Origin of the sequence: Brochothrix thermosphacta DSM 20171 = FSL F6-1036 (assembly GCF_036884295.1) — a bacterium.
In the GTDB taxonomy this organism is placed as follows: domain Bacteria; phylum Bacillota; class Bacilli; order Lactobacillales; family Listeriaceae; genus Brochothrix; species Brochothrix thermosphacta.
The window spans coordinates 2,198,338-2,216,239 of record NZ_CP145608.1 but is presented as its reverse complement, the minus strand read 5'-3'; the positions used below and the strand labels follow the sequence as shown (position 1 = coordinate 2,216,239).

The following is a 17,902-nucleotide window of genomic DNA, read 5'->3' as shown; positions in this document are numbered from 1 at the left end:
TAATTCTGCGGATGCTTTGAATAGTGTCTTGTACTGTCGAAAATGTGCGACTGCTAATTTTGGATTTTTACATTTTCAATCATATCCATGAGATAAAATAGTTCACTGTCAGGCAATTTAATCTGTAGACTGGTTGAAAAGAGTAGCGCAATCGTTTGATAATCAACGACTTTGCTGAGTTGTGAAGGGCTTGGTTTAGAGTAATAAGTCAAAGTTTCCTTTAGAACACAACGTTCAAGTGCACAACCAATATGAACCATCATATTTATTTTTTGGCCATTAGTGAGGTTTATCTCTTCAAATAATTCGATATCATCGATAAAAGCGCGCAATAACGGCAGTATTTTTGAAGGGTTTAAATAAGTTAAGAATTCATTGAGGCTTTCTTCGCTCATTTGTAAAACCATCGATGGTTTATTAACCTGTTGTTGAATTGATGAGTTGAAGGCAGTAAAGTAGTGTGCAATAATATCTTCACCCTCATTATCAAATAATTGCTCCAAGGGGATAAAAGGCACACCGACATTGGGATTAGCAATACCCACTGAAACAACAATGTTATAACGCTCTAATTCTTCCTTACGCTGAGCCACTTCATGAAGCGGCATGACAAGTATTTCAATATCGCTCCGACCCATATTATCGAGAATGTTACCTAAAAATGATTGTAATTTTAAAGCCGTACCTTCACCAGTAGTACAAACACTAAGGATAGCAGTCGGTTTATCGAAATGTGTTGCAGTTGTTAAGGCCGTTGAAGTACCCAATGGTTTTTCCAAGTAGCTATCATAACCACGAAAGTCTTTCAATGAACGGTAAATTGTATCCAATTCCATTTCCATAATAGTTGCTTTACGAACAGCTTCTAACACAGTCGGCGTAGAGACCATATCAATCGTTTTTACAGGGATTCCTGTCTCTTCGGTTAAGATATCACCAAAACCAGTGAGCGAGCCCATATCAACCATTAAAAGAACACCTTTACCTGTGTCTATTTCACGTACAATTGTCCTCATGTCATCCAATACCTTTTTTGGGCTGAGATCTAGAGGCATATCAATACTGCGGATATTGCTTTCACCAAGCAAAGTTTTAACGACATTAACCATACTACTTGCAGTGCTGCTACCATGCATGGCAACTAAAATAGCAACGCGTTGTGATTTATTATCTTTTAAAAGCGAATTAATCAGCAAGGTTAGATAGAGAGTTTCCATCATTGGTACAGAAACAGAAAAGTGTGTTTTAATCATTTGGTTAATTTGTAAAGAAAGTTCGTATTCAGTTGACATTTCTTGGACAACGTTCTCGATATTGGCATAACGCACAATCTTATGCTCTTTATTACGCTTCAGAAAGGCAGTAAGGTGTAAACCAAAAGCAAGGATAAAACGTTCATCTAGTTTTTTACGTAAGCTTTCTTCAATCATTGATTTTATATTTTCGGTGAAATTCAAAATATCCTCGTTAATCACTTTCAGCATCTTTTCACGTGATTGTGTGTTGTTTTGAAATTTTTCGTAAAATGAATTGAGATGTATATCAATATCGATACCAATAAAGCGATTGATTTCTTCGTCTTTAATTCCTTGATCGACCATGAAACCAACTTTATCTTCAATAATACTATAGAGATTAAAATCAGGCTCGTAAGCGTCGTCTTTTATGAGTGAAATATTTTTACCATCAGGCATAACGATAACATCACTTTGTAATTGGTCAGATAATTCCTGCATTTCAACACGATTGCCACTTAGATGAAAGAAGCCATTTTTAACTTCAGCAGGTAAATCTTTGAAGCGGATAGAAAGTTTTTCCTCTCTTAGAGAATGCAGAAAGGCATTGGCACATACTAATTGAATATTTGATTTGAGCTGTCCAACATTACCGTAGGTAGTGTTCCCAATGAGAGCTTTTGTGGCCTCAGTATCAATTTCAATTGGTTTTTTTATACGATGTGCTTCGGTTGTTAATAGGAAGCGTAGTAAATCAATTTTATCTTTAGCAGAGCGCTCTTCAAAAGTTGGAATTGTAATAATAATAGGAATGCGTCGTACAAATGTTTTTAATAGTGAGGAGTCAGGATTCTCTGTAGTGGCGCAAATGATTAATACATCTGCATGATGTGTGCGTTCAGTTTCACCTAATTTCGCGTAACCGCCATTATCCATTAGGTAAAAAATCATTTCTTGACCTTCTGGAGGTAAGCGGTGGACTTCATCGAGGAAAAGAATACCACGGTGTGCTTTTTCGACCAAACCGCGCTTATCAGAATCTGCCCCTGTAAAAGCGCCCTTAACATGACCAAATAAATGTGACATTAGCAGTTGAGGGTTTGTATAATAATCAGCACAGTTGAACACAATGAAAGGTGCATCTTCTGAGTATTTGCCAATATGGCGTGCATAGTTGAACATCATATTAGCGAATAATGTCTTACCAACCCCAGTTTGCCCAACAATTAAAGTATCCAATCCATTAGGTGGATAGAGAATGGCCGCTTTAGCTTGTTCAACTTGATTACGAAGGCTAGAATCTGCTCCAATTAAATCTGAAAACGGTGTTTTTTCTTCGTCTGTATTAAGTGTATGAGGTTCGAGTGCAATAAAATCGGCGAGGGAATCAAAAAAGGTTTGTTCGGGCAAAGTACCGAGTAAACGTTCAGCCGTTGCCAAACTTAAATAACCGACCGGACGCCCGTTAATTTTAATTAATTTATGTTCACGGAATAGTTGGTTTAGGTCAGCACTCACATTATTACGCTGTATTTCAACAGATTCAGCAATTTGTAATGCTGTTATACCACCATTCTTTTTTAAATCATTCCACGATAGCGAAACAGAAAGCATTTCGAGTTGTGCTAAAATACGCTCATTTCTTTTCAAATTAGAACACCCCTTACCCTATGATACTTGTATTTTACCATGAAAAAAGATATTCTGATAATAAGAGTATTAAAAAAAAGACAGCGTTTACTAAAAGCAGAGGCGATACTGTCTTATTATAAATAGGGGGCGTAAAAAAATGAAAGAACCGATTTTTTTAGACGGAGAAGTACATGAAAAAATATGGGGTGGGAAAAAACTTCATGAATTATTTGGTTACGGAGACGGCAAAGGTAAAATGGGTGAAAAATGGGGGATTAGCGCACATAAAAATGGTGACGCCAAAGTCTTAAATAGTAGCCTCAAAGGAGAAACGCTCTCAAGTCTATGGGAAAAACACCGTGAATATTTTGGTGGATCAACGCAAGCTGAATTTCCATTATTAACTAAAATATTAGATGCTAGCGAAGATTTATCTGTTCAAGTTCACCCTGATGATGAATATGGTAAAGCACATGCAGGCGAACAAGGAAAAACTGAATGTTGGTATGTGATTGCAGCTGAGCCAGGTGCAGAAATTATTTATGGACACAATGCAAAAACAAAAGAAGAATTTGAAAAGTTAGCATCAAGTGGTGAATGGGATAAATTACTACACTCTATTCCCGTTAAAGCAGGCGATTTTTATTATGTACCAAGTGGAACAGTTCATGCGATTGGAGCAGGAATTGTTATTCTTGAAACACAACAAAGTAGTGATACAACGTATCGTTTATATGATTACGATCGTGTGGAAGAAGCAACTGGTAAAACGCGTCCTTTACAAATTACAGAATCATTAGACGTAACTACAGTACCGCATCATGTTGAAGAAATGCCTATGAAAAAGGTAATATCAGAAAACATGAGCATGATTACATTGGTAGAAAGCCCTTATTTCAACGTCTTTAAATGGGAAGTACGTGGTGCTGCAACAATGAATGCAACTGGACCGTATACATTAATAAGTGTTATTTCAGGTACAGGACATATCAGAATTGATGACGATTCGTACGATTTAAAAGCAGGCGATCACTTAGTTTTACCGACTGATGTAACAACATGGAAATTAAAAGGTAACATGGAAATCATTGCTTCTACTCCTGGCGAAAAGAACAGTTAAATAAGGAGGAAAAGCGATGTTCGGTATTATTGATTATGGAACGTTTGTGCTCACATGTGTATTATTGAACTTAATACCAGGAGCGGACACAATGTACATATTGAGTCGAAGCATGTCACAGGGCAGGTCAGCAGGGTTATACTCCGCGTTAGGCATAACGGCAGGTACAATTATACATACGTTGTTGGCAGCTTTAGGATTGAGTTTGCTACTCGTAAAATCCATTGTTGCGTTTACGATTGTAAAATGGTTAGGTGCTGCCTATTTAATTTATTTAGGCGTTAAGATGTTCCGTGATAAAAGTCAATTTGGAAATATCGAACACATCAGTGGGGGCTCTAATAAACGCACACTCTTTGTTCAAGGGATGTTGACAAATGTGATGAATCCGAAAGTAGCCTTGTTTTTCTTATCATTTATACCACAATTTATTAATCCTTCTGATAGTACGGCCTTAACATTTGTTTTGTTGGGGTTTACCTTTACAATGACAGGTTTCATATGGAGTGTTGTTATTGCAAGCATAGCAGGTGTTTTGAGTGGGAAACTACAAAAAAATCAAAGTATTTCACACTATTTGAATAAAATTATGGGCAGCATTTTAGTGCTATTAGGCATTAAATTATTTGCAAGTAAATAGTGAAAGGATCCTCAATCTTTTAAGCGTACCATTACCTTTTTTAGTTGGAGTATTGAAGACAGGCATTAAAGTCAACGACATATACTTCAGTTTAATTTTCAGGTCTCACATTGAATTTATCTTCAAAAGTATCTTCTAATATCTGTTTTTTGCAGTATGTATTTCAGCTCGAATTTTTCACCATTAATAGGTCAGTAGTGACAGTTATAATTTGACGAAAGCGATTGCAATCGTTATATTTAGTGTGTGAAAACATTTTTGAGTAGTGATACAGTAACGTGAAAAAAATGGCGTCAGAGAGTGCTGTGAAGAAGTGTAGTGAAAAGGTAATGGAGGCGGATGAAAATGACGATGTTAAAAAAGGTAAAAGACGGTTTAATCGTGTCATGTCAAGCGTTAGAAAATGAACCCTTACATAGTTCTTACATTATGAGCCGTTTAGCAGTTGCAGCTGAGCAAGGTGGGGCAGTTGGTATTCGGGCAAATTCAGTAATTGATATTATAGCAATTCAAGCGACAACAAGTTTACCCATTGTAGGAATTATCAAACGGGACTATGAGGACTCCCCTGTATTTATTACAGCCACAATGTTAGAAGTTAATGAATTAATGACAACAGGTTGTGAAATGATTGCCTTAGATGCGACTAGCCGAGTACGACCGAATGGTGAAAGTTTAGCAGAATTAGTCTCTAAAATTAAGTTGAATTATCCTGATATATTACTAATGGCAGATATTGCTACAGTAGATGAAGCCCTTAATGCTGAATCGTTAGGGTTTGATTGTATATCGACAACATTGATTGGGTACACAGCTGAATCTGAAGGTCATGATTTGGCAGCTAATCATTTTGAAAAACTACGAACAATTATTGAGAAATGTACACTACCTGTCATCGCAGAAGGTAATGTTGATACACCTGAAAAAGCACAGCAGTGTAAACAATTAGGTGTTCATTCTATTGTTGTTGGAAGCGCAATTACGCGTCCACAACTTATTACAGAAAAATTTGTAACGAAAATGAATGAAAAAAGATAACGATTGAATGATTAGAATGAACATGCTAAGATGAAGCAGTAAATAAACACCACTAGGGGAGCTTAGATAAGCTGAGATTGGACATTGTCCTCAACCCTTTGACTTGATCTGGTTAGTACCAGCGGAAGGAATGTGGCTTGTTCTCGTATGGAACATCATTCTGTTTAACAGCTGGTGTTTAGCCGTTTTTTCGCATACAAAAACAACCACTTTCTCTTTTTAGAAGGTGGTTGTTTTTTTACGCTTAATTAAAGGGGGATCAGAAAATGACATTGTTCACAGACGAGTTAAAAGTCATGACAGCAAAGAGTTGGGAAAAAAGCATGACACATCCTTTTGTAGTCGAACTAGCAGAAGGAACATTACCAGAAGAAGCATTTAAACGGTATTTAGTGCAGGATATGTATTATCTAAACCATTATAGTAAAATACATGCGCTAGCAGCAGTTCAAGCAGAAGAAACAGCTGTTACTCATATGTTATTGAAGCAAGCACAAGAAACAATTGCAGCAGAGATGTTAATGCACACGGAGCATGCTCGTTTATTAGGGATGTCGACAACAATACAAACTGATATTCGTCCATTACCAACAGCATATGGGTATACATCACATTTATATCGTGTGGCGATGGCAGGAAGTTTAGGGCAAACGATTGCTGGACTACTTCCTTGTTATTGGCTTTATGCAGATATTGGGTCTTATTATCGGGACAGTAAACCAGTGAACCCCTTGTATGCTAGTTGGCTGGAAAACTATGGTAGCGAGCTATTTCAGAAAGAGACTCAAGTACAAATTGATTTGTTAAATCGTTTAGCCGAACTAAGTAGTGAAGCGGAAAAGGAAAAAATGCGCGATGCATTTAAACGGGCTAAGGAGTATGAATTGGCATTTTGGGAAATGGCTTATGCCGGAGAACAATGGCCATCAGAAAAGTAAGTGAAAAAAATCGCACAGCTGACGTGTTTTACGTCTACCGTGCGATTTTTTATTAATTTTTTTTCAAACGACGAGCAATTAAGCTGCCGAGAGATTGAATAATTTGTACAATCACAATCAACAAAATTAAGGTGGCATACATCATGTTAGGTTGGAAGCGAAGATAACCGAATTGATAAGCAAGGTCACCTAAACCGCCAGCGCCTACAAAGCCAGCCATAGCAGTTGCGCCAATCAAACCAATAGTAGCAATTGTTAAACCTAAAACAATCGATGAACGGGATTCACGAACCACCACAAACCAAATGATTTTCCAAGTTGAGATACCCATGGATTGATACGCTTCAACAACACCTTTATCGACTTCTAATAATGCAGATTCAATCAAACGTGCAATATAAGGCGCACAATAGACAACTAATGGAACGATAACACCTTGGACGCCAATCGTTGTGCCAGCTACGACCTTTGTAAAAGGGAGTAGAAAGAATAGCAATATGATGAAAGGGATTGATCGAATAACGTTGATAGCAGCATTTGAAATAGCGTATGCGACAGGACTATCCGCGTAACCACCTTTACGTGTTAGTACAAGTAGAATAGCTAAAGGGACGCCGAGAATAATTGAAATCAGTAGGGAAATCACGGTCATCTGAATCGTCGCAGCTAAACCATCGAGTAAAGTGGGACCCCATTCATTAAAAAAATTAGCCATTGATTTCACCTTCTTTCTTCACAATAATTCCTTGACCACTCAGATAATTAATTGCTGCAGTTACTTTGTCTGGTTCGCCCTCTAAATGAACCAGAAGATTGCCAACGGATTCATTTTTAAATTGATCAATTCCACCAGCAATGATATTAGGTACCACTCCAAAAGTAGTTGCTACATGTGCTAATGCTGGTTTAGTTGATGAAATACCAACAAAAGTACAATGGATAAGAACGCCTTCTTCTGGTAAAGTTTGCAAAAATTTAGCAGGCAATTTGTATTTTGCCGAATCTTGAACGAATGTTTTGGTAATAGTTGAACGCGGCTGTGTAAACACATCAACGACAGGCCCTTGTTCTACAATTTGTCCATCTTGCATCACCGCAACACGATCACACAAGCGCTGAATAACACTTAATTCATGCGTGATTAAAAAGATGGTTAGGCCTAGCTCCTGGTTTATTTCTAACAATAAATCAAGGATAGACTCTGTTGTAGTGGGATCAAGTGCACTTGTTGCTTCGTCGCTTAATAAAATTTCTGGTTCATGTGAAAGGGCACGTGCAATCGCTACACGTTGTTTTTGCCCACCAGATAACTGTGCAGGAAAAGCTGACGCTCGATCACTTAAACCAACGATTTCTAAGTATTTCTTAACGCGCTGTTGGATAAGATCTTTTGATAACCCTGCGAGTTTCAATGGAATAGCCACATTATCATATACAGTTGCAGTTGTAAGTAAATTGTAACCTTGAAAAATCATTCCGATTTTTTGACGTGTTTGTTGTAAGTCATTTTTATTTAAATCATTTAGTTTGATACCGTCAACAAAAACTTCACCCTCAGTCGGTGTTTCTAATAGATTGATACAACGTATGAGAGTACTTTTACCAGCGCCACTATAACCAATCACGCCATAAATTTCACCTTTATGAACACTTAAAGAAACGTTATCTAATGCGTTGATTGTTTTTTTACCAACTTTATAATTTTTCGTAATGTTTTTTAATTCAATCATGCCTTACGCCTCCAGTAATACAGTCATTTACCAAGTTGGAACAACCGAACCTTTAAATTGTTTTGCGATAAATTCTTTCACATCATCAGATTGATAATACTTTTTAAGTTTTGCGACAATAGCATCATCTTTATTTTCGGTACGAACAACAAAGTAGTTAGGATATGGGTTTTTAACTAATGGCTCGTGGTAAATAGCATTATCTTTAATGTTAAGCCCAGCACCCATTGCAAAGTTTGTATTAATAGCAGCAACAGCTACTTCACCTAATTGAGCTGGAATTTGTGCAGCGTCAAGTTCAACAATTTGCAAATCAAGTTTATTTTCAACAACATCTTTTTTAGTTGTATTTTCGCCAGCGTTTTTATCAAGTTTAATGATGCCAGCTTTTTCAAAAAGTTGTAACGCACGCAATTCATTTGCAGGATCATTAGGAACAGCGATTTTATCACCTTTTTTGAGATCTTTTAAATCTTTAAGTTTATCTGAGTAGATACCAAGTGGAAATGCTACTGTGCTGAAAGCTTCCGTTATTTTAAAATCTTTTGATTTAACTTGGTTTTTTAAAAAGGGTAAAGTTTGGAAACTATTTGCATCTAATTCCCCTTGATCTAAAGCCGTATTGGGTGTGTTGTAATCACTAAATACTTTAAGTTTCACCGTTACGCCATCTTTTTTAGCAACTTTAGCAACTTCTTGCATGATTTGCTCATGGGGTCCACCCGTTACACCGACTGTAATTCTTTTATCATCAAGTGCTTTGCTACTGTTACCACAAGCAGTTAGAGTGAAAACTGCTACTAAAATAAAGATAAAGCCTACTGATTTTTTGATGTTATGCATAATGATTTCCCCCTAGGATATGTTTTGAAAAAAGATAATAAAAAAAACTTCTCTAAAAGAGAAGTTGGCAGTGGACATACTTCTCTCATCTATCACAATCTATGAAGATTGTGTTGGATTTAGCACCTCATCAAATTAAATTGACAGGTTGCCGGGTTTCATAGGGCCAGTCCCTCCACCACTCTGGATAAGAAATTTATTTAGTTTATTAAACTTTGATAAATATGAGTATAGCTATAAAAAGATAATAAGTCAATCTCTTTCGAATATTCAGTCAATAACAATTTGAAAAAAGTTACTAACTGTGTTTTTGATGATAACGGATACATATCTTTTGAGTCAGGTATAAAAAGATGGTAAAATAAAGTCAGACACAAAGAAATAGAGGGGGAAGATTTTGAAGAAATTAATAAGTATTATGATGGCCGTTGTTATTATGATGTCACCGGTAGGGACACAAGCTATTAACTTTGTCACACCTGATCAATATAAAACAACATCCGTTACAACTGTAAGTGCAAAAATGCGTGGTGGTGGATACCGTTCGAGCAATCGTTCATATAACACTAATAGCAATCGTGTGAAGAGTAACACAAACCGAACAAATACAAATCGTGCCGCTACAAATAAAGCTGTTACAGCGAATAAAGCACAAGCTAAAAGTCGTTTTGGTGGATTCCTAGGTGGGATGATGCTCGGAGGTTTAGCAGGAATGCTATTTGGTGGTATGCTAGCAAATATGGGTGGTTTCGGAAACATCTTGGGAATGATTATTAATGTATTAGCGATTATTATTATTATTCGTTTAGTATTTATGATTATTTCACGTATACGTCAAAATAAAAAAGCGCAAGCAACAGCTGGTGGATACTCAGATAGTCGCCAAATGGATCGTGATCAAGACGTTCAAACTAATTATCAAAATGCTATGGGTGGTGGCGCTGCGACTGCAGAAGCTGAAACTGGTATTGTTTTAGATGAAGATAACATTTCAAACGCGGTAATTGACTTCTTCTCATACGAAAAACAAATTAATATGTATGAAATGCAAGTATCATTAACTTATGATGAGCGACAAGGCTTTGGTGCTGATGTTCTTAATAAATCGGGCAGTGTTATTCAATCACTTGACCATTTCTCATTAGTTCAAGCTATTCGTTACTGGGCAGAGAAAGAAACTGACTTAAATCCTAATATGGGGATTAAACTTAATTTCTCTGAGGATAAAGGTATTACAGCAACTTTAAGCTAAAATAAAGTAAAAGAAAACGTCTCAAATGGATGTAAATATATCCGTTTGTGGCGTTTTTTGAATTCTTTAGATTCCTTTTATTTTAACAATGACAGTGCTAGAATAGACATACGAACAACTGATAGGAGTGCGATGTATGAAACAAAAAGATACAGAGTATAAAGATTTAATGATGATTATGCTACGAACAGGAATATTAGGTTTTGGAGGAGGACCCTCCGTTATGCCGCTATTTCAACATGAGATAGTAGATAAATATAAATGGATGAGTAGTGCAGACTTTGATAACTCGCTTGCGATTGCTAATGTTCTTCCAGGCCCAATCGCAACAAAAGTGGCAGCTTACTTAGGATATGAACGGAAAAAAACTTTAGGCGCAATATGGGCAGTTTTTTGGCATCTATTACCAAGTACAATTGCAATGATTGCTTTATTATCAGCTGCAACAGTATTGAATGACTCACCAATTGTTCAAGGCGTTATCGCTGCAGTAACCCCAGTGGTTGTGGTGATGTTATTACTGATGGGTTATCGTTTTGCTAAGACGGCATATAATGGTTTGGGTATGATATTAACGCTTATAGCATGTGCAGTTGCAGGGATATTACTGTACTATATTCATCCAGCATTGGTCATTATTCTATTTACTCTATACGGTTCACAACATTACCGCTTGATTGGAGGTAAAAAGAAATGATCGTACTTTGGGAATTATTTAAGTCATTTTTCACAGCAAATATTTTTGGTTATGGTGGTGGTCCCGCATCAATCCCATTAGTGTTTCATGAAGTAGAAAAACATCAGTGGATGAGTCAAAGCGACTTTTCAAATGGAATTGCCTTAGCTAATGCTTTACCAGGCCCAATTGCAACTAAATTAGCAGTTTCAGTCGGTTATCCTGTGATGGGAATACTTGGTTCAATTGTTGCGATTATCGCTACAGTATTACCTTCAGCGATTATTTTTATTGTGATCTTTAAAAAACTAGATCAATATAAAAAATCAAAAGTAATGTTAGGTATTATGTTAATGGTACAGCCTGTTGTTGCAATGTTAATGTTCAGTGTGACCTATACGATGGGTAAAACATCAATCGTACAACTAGGCTGGATTCAATTTGTAATTCTTGCAATCATCAGTTATATTGCGTTAGAAAAAATGAAATACCATCCAGCCTTGGTTATTTTAGGTGCCTTTGTATATGGTGGACTTATATTACCACTGTTATAAAACTTGTTTGCAACAGAAGCAGAACACGTATTCTTTTGTGAATGTTCATAATGATAAAAAAGAGGGCGTGTTAGAGTGGGACTTAAAATTCCTAATCTAACACGCCCTCTTTTTTGTATTCTAAATAATCGTTATTTTGACAAGGTTGAAGATACTTTCATTTTACGTTTAATGAGTGAGTTTTTCTCCAATATCTTTAATACCAAACAGGTTGTTATCATTCTGATTTTTCTCCAACGTCAACAACCGATATTTTCAGCTATTTCAAAAAATCATTAGGTATAGATAACCTACTTCATTTTTCTCCAATATCTTTAATACCAAACAGGTTGTTTCCGTTTTCATGTCTTTCAAATACTAGGAAAGTTGACGTTTTTTTCTGATTCTTAAGATAATAATCATTAATAGTATACCTAATAAAGCACCAATGCTATCTAATATAACGTCAGAAACAAGAGGTGTTCTATCTACTGTGAATGATTGGTGCCATTCATCAGTCACTGCAAACAGGCTTAAAGTAATAGGAGATAACACCCAAATCAGTTGCTTTTTAACCCTGAAAGAATGTAAAATTAAGATATAAATCATTCCCATAATAAAATAGATTGAAAAGTGTGCTGCTTTACGAATAAAAAATTCAATGAAATGATAATACCCCCCTTTAGCAATACTAACGGGTTGACTTCCGTAAGTAAATTCCACCTTCATTAATACATCTTCGAAGGGTTTTGTAGACAGAGATGTCTCTAAAACAGGAATAAGTGTTTGTTTCCCATATGGTTGAGAAGAAGAATAAAAAATTGTTCCAGCAATAACTAGTAATATAATTAAAGAAGTAAATCCAATAACATTGTTTTTTTTCATGTAAAATCGCTCCTATCTCTTTTCGGCGTTATCATTTTAAGTATATATTTCGTAAAACAGTATCAGACTAGTTAACTAGTCGATCTATCCAGAGGAGAGGATAGTGAAGGCACTTCATTTTAACATATTATGGGTGGAATGTATTTTTCATATTTCAAAATGATTTAAAATTTAAAAATCGCAGACTCAATAAAACGTATGTGGTTTTAGGAGGAATGTTGCCGATGAAAAAAATATACACACTGTTTATTTTAGGAACACTGATGGAAAAAGATATGCATGGTTATCTGCTGAAAAGCGTGCTTAATGATGTATTAGGGCCTTTTAAAAAAATTAGTTGGGGCGTATTATATCCATTGATACATGAATTGTCAGAAGTAGGACTGATTGAGGCTATCGTTCATGAAAGTAATGAGAAAAGTAAAAAAGATTATCAAATTACAGAAAAAGGCAGACTGGAGTTCAATAAATTAATGGTTGAACCAATCGAGTTCAAACATTTGTATATGATGCATTTTAAAGTGAAATTAAGTGCCATTAAGTGGATTAGCCGCTACGATGCAGTTAATATTTATGCGAATTATGTTCAATACACAACGATATTGATTAATTATAAAAAATCCATTTTAGCTCATGAGATTAATGAGCACGTTAATGGGTTAATTGAAACAGAGATGAAAGAGTTGCAATTAGCTCGTAAATGGTCTAAACAAATGATAAAAAAGTTATAATATTTTATACACAAAATGAAGGTTGCGCACATGGCGACCTTCATTTTTTATTGACAATTACTACATATAAAATTACGATGGGATTATACTACTCTGTTTAACAGTGAAGGAGGAGCTATGAATTTAGAACATAAACATCTCCAAGAGCAACGTCAAACGATAAAAATGACACAAGAACTCTCACAAGCAATTGCGGTTTTGCAATATACAAAAGAGGAACTGACAGCTTATCTTGAAGATAAAGCATTAGAAAATCCATTTTTGGATATTGTTGTGGACCAAAAGAGTGTGTTGGATAAGAATAGATTTAAAGAAACGTATAAAGAACAGTATAAAAATACAAGCGATGATTACGATGTTATTGGACAACTTCCAGAAAAAACAAAGAATTTAGCCCAATTTTTACATGAACAAGTTATGTTAAGTATGCGCGAAATGAAGTTAAGAGATATTGTTCAGTTTCTAGTGGATAATTTAGATGAGAACGGCTACCTTAAATTTACATATCAAGAGTTAAGTGATAGTATCGATGCAACTGAAGTTGAGTTTGAAAATGGGCTAACCTTATTGCAACAACTGGATCCAGCCGGTATAGGTGCAAGGTCATTGAGTGAATGTATTTGTTTACAAATCGATCGCGATATTCGCGCGCCTAAAAGCGCATTTAGAATCATTCAAAATCATTTTGAAGAGTTCTCGCAAAAAAAATGGCAGAAAATTGCTATTTCTGAAAATATTAGTCTACAAGAAATTGAAAAAATTGCTGATTATATTAAAACACTCACACCCTATCCTGGAAAGCGATTTAACGAAGAAACAAATCTGTATATATCACCAGATGTTCGGGTTACAAGAGTTGCTGATGCATGGCAAATTATTCCAATCAACTCAGGCATTCCGGAAGTACAATTCAATACGAGCTATTTCGACTCGATGAAGGCTGAAACGGAAAGTGAAGTGCAACAGTACTTGCAACAAAAGCAAGCTGACTATCACTGGATTAAGCAAGTGCTAGATAAACGTATTTCAACAATAACTGCAGTGACAGAAGCCATTCTGCAAAGACAACACTCCTTTTTTAACGAAGAACATCACCCCTTACAACCGATGACATTTATGGATGTGGCCAAAGAAATTGACGTGCATGAGTCAACAATTAGTCGAACAGTTAATAATAAATATCTCGAAACAAGTTTTGGAATTTATGAATTGCGCTCATTTTTCACTCAAGGTGTCTCGGAAAATAATATCTCGAATAAAACGGTTCAAGAATTGATTAAAGTAATAATAGCAGAAGAGGATACAAAAAAACCGCTATCTGATCAGAAAATAACGGATCTTTTGAAAAAAAGCGATATTGTCATCTCACGTCGAACGGTTGCTAAGTACCGTACACAGCTGCATATCGGTTCTGCACAACAGCGAAAACGCTTTTAGCAATAATTGCATATAAAAAGGATAAAAGGGAAATACTTTGGCAGTGCAAACTATGATATAATCAACCTATTGTTTTTTTACAAGTCAAAAATAATAGGTGGAGGTAACTATGAAAGAAAATGAACTAAAACCAACACTAGGGATATGGTCTGCTCTAGCCCTAATTATTGGTACAATTATTGGTTCAGGCGTATTTTTTAAGCCTGCTTCTGTATTAGGTGAAGTAGGAAGTGCAAATATGGCATTAGCAGCTTGGGCGGCAGGTGGGATTTTAACAATCGCAGCTGGATTAACAATTGCTGAAATTGGTACACAACTTCCATATACAGGTGGTCTTTATATTTATATGAGCCATATTTATGGTAAAGTATGGGGCTTTTTGGCTGGTTGGATGCAAATAATTATTTATGGTCCTGCAATCATAGCATCGTTAAGTTTATATTTAGCAGTATTAATGGTTCATTTTTTCGGACTAGGAGATCAATGGCAAATACCGATTGCAATTATTGCAGCAGTAGGTGTAATGTTCTTAAACATGCTCAACAAACGTTATGGTGCAAGTGCCCAAATTATCACAACGGTTTGTAAATTGGTTCCTATCGCTGCAATCATTGTATTTGGATTAATACAAGGTGACGAGGCGGCTCTTGGTCAAGTTTTAACACAGGCGACCTCAACTACAACTGGAAGTTTTGGTGTGGCTATTTTAGCAACATTGTATGCCTATGATGGTTGGATTTTATTATCTAATATGGCAGGTGAACTTAAAAACCCACAAAAATTATTGCCTAGAGCAATGACTATTGGATTGTTAGTCGTAATGTTTTGTTATATCATGATTAACTTAGCAATTTATAAAATGTTGCCTGCAGATACGATTATCGCTGAAGGTGAAAAAGCAGCTCCCTTTGTTGCAACAATGTTATTTGGTGATATCGGCGGGAAATTACTTAATATTGCTATTATTATTTCAATATTAGGCTGTTTAAATGGTAAAATAATGACTTTCCCTCGTATTGTTTATGCGATGGCAAAAGAAAATGATTTACCATTCTCTAAACAATTAGCTTATGTACATCCTAAAGCAAATACACCAATTGTATCTATTGGAATAATTATGCTATTTTCAATTATAATGATGTTATTCTTTGATGCTGATTATTTATCAGTCATATGTATTTTTGTTATTTATCTATTTTATGTTTTTGCTTTTATAGGTGTATTCATAATGCGTAAACGTAATAAGGGCGTTAAATTAAGTTATCGAGTGCCACTGTATCCTTTTACACCAATTGTAGCAATCTTAGGCTCTGTCTATATTATTTGGAGCCAAGTTGCAGCTGATTTAGTTGGTGTAGCAATTTCTATTGGTATTGTTTTAATAGGATTACCACTGTATTGGTTAATACATCGTAAAGATTAAAAAAAAATCCCCAAGAAGTAGATGAACACTCTAACTTCTTGGGGATTTTCTTATTTACCCAGATACATATAACGAAGTGCTAACAGCGTATAGGGATGTAATTTATAGTCTTGCAATTCCGGATTTTTTAAAACGGTAACGGAGTTAACGAATAGTGGCGCTACAGCAGCACTTTCTTCAATGGCTACTTTTTCAGCTTCAACCATTGTTTTCCAACGTTCAGTTTCATTATCATATAATTTAGTCTCAACATCGTTAATTAACTGATCGAATTTTTCATTTTTGTAGCCCATTGATTCACCAGGATACGAGCTTTTGAATATTTCTAAATAAGTCAGTGGATCTTGATAGTTTGGCGACCAGCCAGTTAATTGTGCTTGATAATCGCCTTTTCCATCTAATTCTTGTCGTAATTTAGCAGGAACACGTTTGATTTCAACATTGACACCCGGAAGTTTTTTCTCCCATTGTTCTTTAACAAATTCAGAAACAACTTTGGAATTATCACTATCATCAACTAACAATTCGATAGAGAAGGTTTGTTTTGCCAAAGCTTTTTTTGCTTTTGCAAAGTGTTCTTGTGCAGCTTCATTATTAGAAAAAACAACATCAGGTGCTTGTTTGCGATAATCTTTTTTAGTTACAGGATTGGAAACAAAACCAGCAGGTACTAAGCCTTTTGTTACAGTCGAACCATTATCAAGTACTTTATTCACCAACATGTCACGATCAATTGCCAATGATAAAGCTAACCGTAAATCAGTATTGTCAAGGTGGCTAGTATTAACGTCATGTTTTTGGTTGAACCGAATAAATTTGGTTGTATCACCGGGAAAGGCAACAAAATCTTTATTATCCTTATATTGTTTAGCAAAGTCGCTAGACAATTCAACATAATCAAGTTTTTTTGCTTCAAACAGATTGGCGCCAGTATTAGAATCAGGAACAACATCAAAGGTAAAGTTAGCAGTTTTTACGCTATCTTTATTCCAATAATCTTTGTTTTGTTCATAACGCCATGAGTTTGCAGATTGTTTCCAGTTTTTAATGATATAGGGACCATTGAACAAAATATGTTCAGCATCTGTTCCGAATTTATCACCTTGTTTATTTGCGTATTTTTCATTGATAGGATAGAAAATTGTATACGGTAACAGTCTTGGAAAATAGGCAACAGGACGTTCTAACGTTACTTGAAGCGTATAATCATCCAAAGCTTTTACACCTAAACTTTCTGGTTTAGCCTCGTTTTTTAGTATTGCATTTGCATTTTTCAAAAGACCGTCGAACATATAAGTGAGTTGTGAACCAGAATTTGGTGAAATAGCACTTTTCCATGAATATTCAAAATCATGAGCTGTGACAGGGTCACCATTAGACCAAATGCCATTTTTTCTGATTGGAATTGTATAGATAGTACGCTCTTTATTTATTTTAGGGAAATCAGCAGCTGCCGCTGGTGTGAGTTGCCCTTCAGCGTTATAAGCATACAAACCTTCATTTGTTTGATTGAGGTGTTCCATGCTCGATCTATCAGCAATGAGACGAGGATCAAGTGTGCTGATAGGAACTTGGGTAGATAAATGTATCGGTGTATCATTTGTTATTTTTTCTTCAGTAGCTTCGCCTTTTCCAGATTTATTTGAGCAGGCAGTCATTAGAAGTGCAGTGCTTGCAACAATAATTAGCAAGAGACGAAAAACATGCGTTTTTTTTACCATAAATAATTCCCCCTTAGGTCACGATTAACTAAATCGTACAGCAGAAAAATGTTAATGTAAACGTTTTT

The 17,902-nt window shown here is 35.7% G+C and carries 16 protein-coding genes and 2 riboswitches; of the genes, 10 read left to right on the top strand and 6 right to left on the bottom strand.

Translation table 11 applies throughout. The features are described 5' to 3' along the window. Positions 1-53: 53 nt before the first annotated feature. Positions 54-2,885, bottom strand: a complete 2,832-nt coding sequence (locus V6S17_RS11025) for a sigma-54-dependent transcriptional regulator (protein ID WP_029091696.1) — start codon at positions 2,883-2,885, stop codon at positions 54-56. A gap of 139 nt (positions 2,886-3,024) precedes the next feature. Here V6S17_RS11025 and manA point away from each other — a divergent pair, with 139 nt between their 5' ends. The 4 genes from manA (at position 3,025) to tenA (ending at position 6,603) form a co-directional block, all read left to right on the top strand. After that, positions 3,025-3,987, top strand: a complete 963-nt coding sequence (gene manA, locus V6S17_RS11020; protein ID WP_029091697.1) for a mannose-6-phosphate isomerase, class I — start codon at positions 3,025-3,027, stop codon at positions 3,985-3,987. 16 nt (positions 3,988-4,003) lie between these two features. Continuing rightward, positions 4,004-4,627, top strand: a complete 624-nt coding sequence (locus V6S17_RS11015) for a LysE family translocator (protein WP_029091698.1) — start codon at positions 4,004-4,006, stop codon at positions 4,625-4,627. Positions 4,628-4,978: 351 nt separating this feature from the next. Continuing rightward, complete coding sequence (locus tag V6S17_RS11010) at positions 4,979-5,665, top strand: N-acetylmannosamine-6-phosphate 2-epimerase (RefSeq protein WP_198400967.1); 687 nt, start codon at positions 4,979-4,981, stop codon at positions 5,663-5,665. Between the two features lie 44 nt (positions 5,666-5,709). Next, positions 5,710-5,813: riboswitch (TPP riboswitch) on the top strand. Positions 5,814-5,931: 118 nt separating this feature from the next. Beyond that, positions 5,932-6,603: a thiaminase II gene (tenA, locus tag V6S17_RS11005; RefSeq protein WP_029091700.1), complete on the top strand. Its 672-nt coding sequence runs from the start codon at positions 5,932-5,934 to the stop codon at positions 6,601-6,603. Between the two features lie 52 nt (positions 6,604-6,655). Here tenA and V6S17_RS11000 read toward each other — a convergent pair whose 3' ends face one another. From V6S17_RS11000 to V6S17_RS10990, 3 genes are read right to left on the bottom strand one after another with little or no spacing between them, the layout of a single operon-like run. Next, positions 6,656-7,318 carry a methionine ABC transporter permease gene (locus V6S17_RS11000; RefSeq protein ID WP_029091701.1) on the bottom strand — a complete coding sequence of 221 codons (663 nt, stop codon included), beginning with the start codon at positions 7,316-7,318 and terminating at the stop codon, positions 6,656-6,658. Further along, the gene (locus tag V6S17_RS10995) at positions 7,311-8,333 is read right to left on the bottom strand and encodes a methionine ABC transporter ATP-binding protein (protein ID WP_029091702.1); all 1,023 of its coding nucleotides are present in this window, start codon (positions 8,331-8,333) and stop codon (positions 7,311-7,313) included. Before V6S17_RS10995 ends, V6S17_RS11000 begins: the two co-directional genes overlap by 8 nt. A gap of 27 nt (positions 8,334-8,360) precedes the next feature. After that, entirely contained in the window at positions 8,361-9,176 is an 816-nt protein-coding gene (locus V6S17_RS10990; RefSeq protein WP_029091703.1) for a MetQ/NlpA family ABC transporter substrate-binding protein, read from the bottom strand. Between the two features lie 82 nt (positions 9,177-9,258). Beyond that, positions 9,259-9,370: riboswitch (SAM riboswitch) on the bottom strand. 203 nt (positions 9,371-9,573) lie between these two features. On the opposite strand from V6S17_RS10990, the gene V6S17_RS10985 reads away from it, so the two are divergent. The 3 genes from V6S17_RS10985 (at position 9,574) to V6S17_RS10975 (ending at position 11,658) form a co-directional block, all read left to right on the top strand. Beyond that, the gene (locus V6S17_RS10985; protein ID WP_029091704.1) at positions 9,574-10,428 is read left to right on the top strand and encodes a DUF2653 family protein; all 855 of its coding nucleotides are present in this window, start codon (positions 9,574-9,576) and stop codon (positions 10,426-10,428) included. Positions 10,429-10,564: 136 nt separating this feature from the next. Then, positions 10,565-11,125: a chromate transporter gene (locus V6S17_RS10980; RefSeq protein ID WP_029091705.1), complete on the top strand. Its 561-nt coding sequence runs from the start codon at positions 10,565-10,567 to the stop codon at positions 11,123-11,125. After that, complete coding sequence (locus tag V6S17_RS10975; RefSeq protein WP_029091706.1) at positions 11,122-11,658, top strand: chromate transporter; 537 nt, start codon at positions 11,122-11,124, stop codon at positions 11,656-11,658. The genes V6S17_RS10980 and V6S17_RS10975 overlap by 4 nt, the downstream gene beginning before the upstream one ends. A gap of 357 nt (positions 11,659-12,015) precedes the next feature. On the opposite strand, the gene V6S17_RS10970 is transcribed toward V6S17_RS10975, so the two are convergent. Continuing rightward, complete coding sequence (locus V6S17_RS10970; RefSeq protein WP_029091708.1) at positions 12,016-12,522, bottom strand: VanZ family protein; 507 nt, start codon at positions 12,520-12,522, stop codon at positions 12,016-12,018. A gap of 224 nt (positions 12,523-12,746) precedes the next feature. Between V6S17_RS10970 and V6S17_RS10965 the strand changes: the two genes are divergently transcribed. The 3 genes from V6S17_RS10965 (at position 12,747) to V6S17_RS10955 (ending at position 16,113) form a co-directional block, all read left to right on the top strand. Then, the gene (locus V6S17_RS10965; protein WP_051535985.1) at positions 12,747-13,253 is read left to right on the top strand and encodes a PadR family transcriptional regulator; all 507 of its coding nucleotides are present in this window, start codon (positions 12,747-12,749) and stop codon (positions 13,251-13,253) included. 117 nt (positions 13,254-13,370) lie between these two features. Then, positions 13,371-14,690 (top strand): RNA polymerase factor sigma-54, encoded by a 1,320-nt coding sequence (gene rpoN / locus V6S17_RS10960; protein ID WP_029091709.1) that lies wholly within the window; start codon positions 13,371-13,373, stop codon positions 14,688-14,690. 109 nt (positions 14,691-14,799) lie between these two features. Beyond that, positions 14,800-16,113 carry an APC family permease gene (locus V6S17_RS10955; RefSeq protein WP_029091710.1) on the top strand — a complete coding sequence of 438 codons (1,314 nt, stop codon included), beginning with the start codon at positions 14,800-14,802 and terminating at the stop codon, positions 16,111-16,113. Between the two features lie 50 nt (positions 16,114-16,163). On the opposite strand, the gene V6S17_RS10950 is transcribed toward V6S17_RS10955, so the two are convergent. After that, entirely contained in the window at positions 16,164-17,834 is a 1,671-nt protein-coding gene (locus tag V6S17_RS10950; RefSeq protein ID WP_029091711.1) for a peptide ABC transporter substrate-binding protein, read from the bottom strand. Between the last annotated feature and the right edge of the window lie 68 nt (positions 17,835-17,902).

Coding starts and splice junctions, on each gene's coding strand:
- V6S17_RS10990 (WP_029091703.1), bottom strand. CDS start 9,176: ATGCATAACATCAAAAAATCAGTAGGCTTTATCTTTATTTTAGTAGCA.
- tenA (WP_029091700.1), top strand. CDS start 5,932: ATGACATTGTTCACAGACGAGTTAAAAGTCATGACAGCAAAGAGTTGG.
- V6S17_RS11015 (WP_029091698.1), top strand. CDS start 4,004: ATGTTCGGTATTATTGATTATGGAACGTTTGTGCTCACATGTGTATTA.
- V6S17_RS10975 (WP_029091706.1), top strand. CDS start 11,122: ATGATCGTACTTTGGGAATTATTTAAGTCATTTTTCACAGCAAATATT.
- V6S17_RS10980 (WP_029091705.1), top strand. CDS start 10,565: ATGAAACAAAAAGATACAGAGTATAAAGATTTAATGATGATTATGCTA.
- V6S17_RS10970 (WP_029091708.1), bottom strand. CDS start 12,522: ATGAAAAAAAACAATGTTATTGGATTTACTTCTTTAATTATATTACTA.
- rpoN (WP_029091709.1), top strand. CDS start 13,371: ATGAATTTAGAACATAAACATCTCCAAGAGCAACGTCAAACGATAAAA.
- manA (WP_029091697.1), top strand. CDS start 3,025: ATGAAAGAACCGATTTTTTTAGACGGAGAAGTACATGAAAAAATATGG.
- V6S17_RS10965 (WP_051535985.1), top strand. CDS start 12,747: ATGAAAAAAATATACACACTGTTTATTTTAGGAACACTGATGGAAAAA.
- V6S17_RS10995 (WP_029091702.1), bottom strand. CDS start 8,333: ATGATTGAATTAAAAAACATTACGAAAAATTATAAAGTTGGTAAAAAA.
- V6S17_RS11000 (WP_029091701.1), bottom strand. CDS start 7,318: ATGGCTAATTTTTTTAATGAATGGGGTCCCACTTTACTCGATGGTTTA.
- V6S17_RS10955 (WP_029091710.1), top strand. CDS start 14,800: ATGAAAGAAAATGAACTAAAACCAACACTAGGGATATGGTCTGCTCTA.
- V6S17_RS11010 (WP_198400967.1), top strand. CDS start 4,979: ATGTTAAAAAAGGTAAAAGACGGTTTAATCGTGTCATGTCAAGCGTTA.
- V6S17_RS10950 (WP_029091711.1), bottom strand. CDS start 17,834: ATGGTAAAAAAAACGCATGTTTTTCGTCTCTTGCTAATTATTGTTGCA.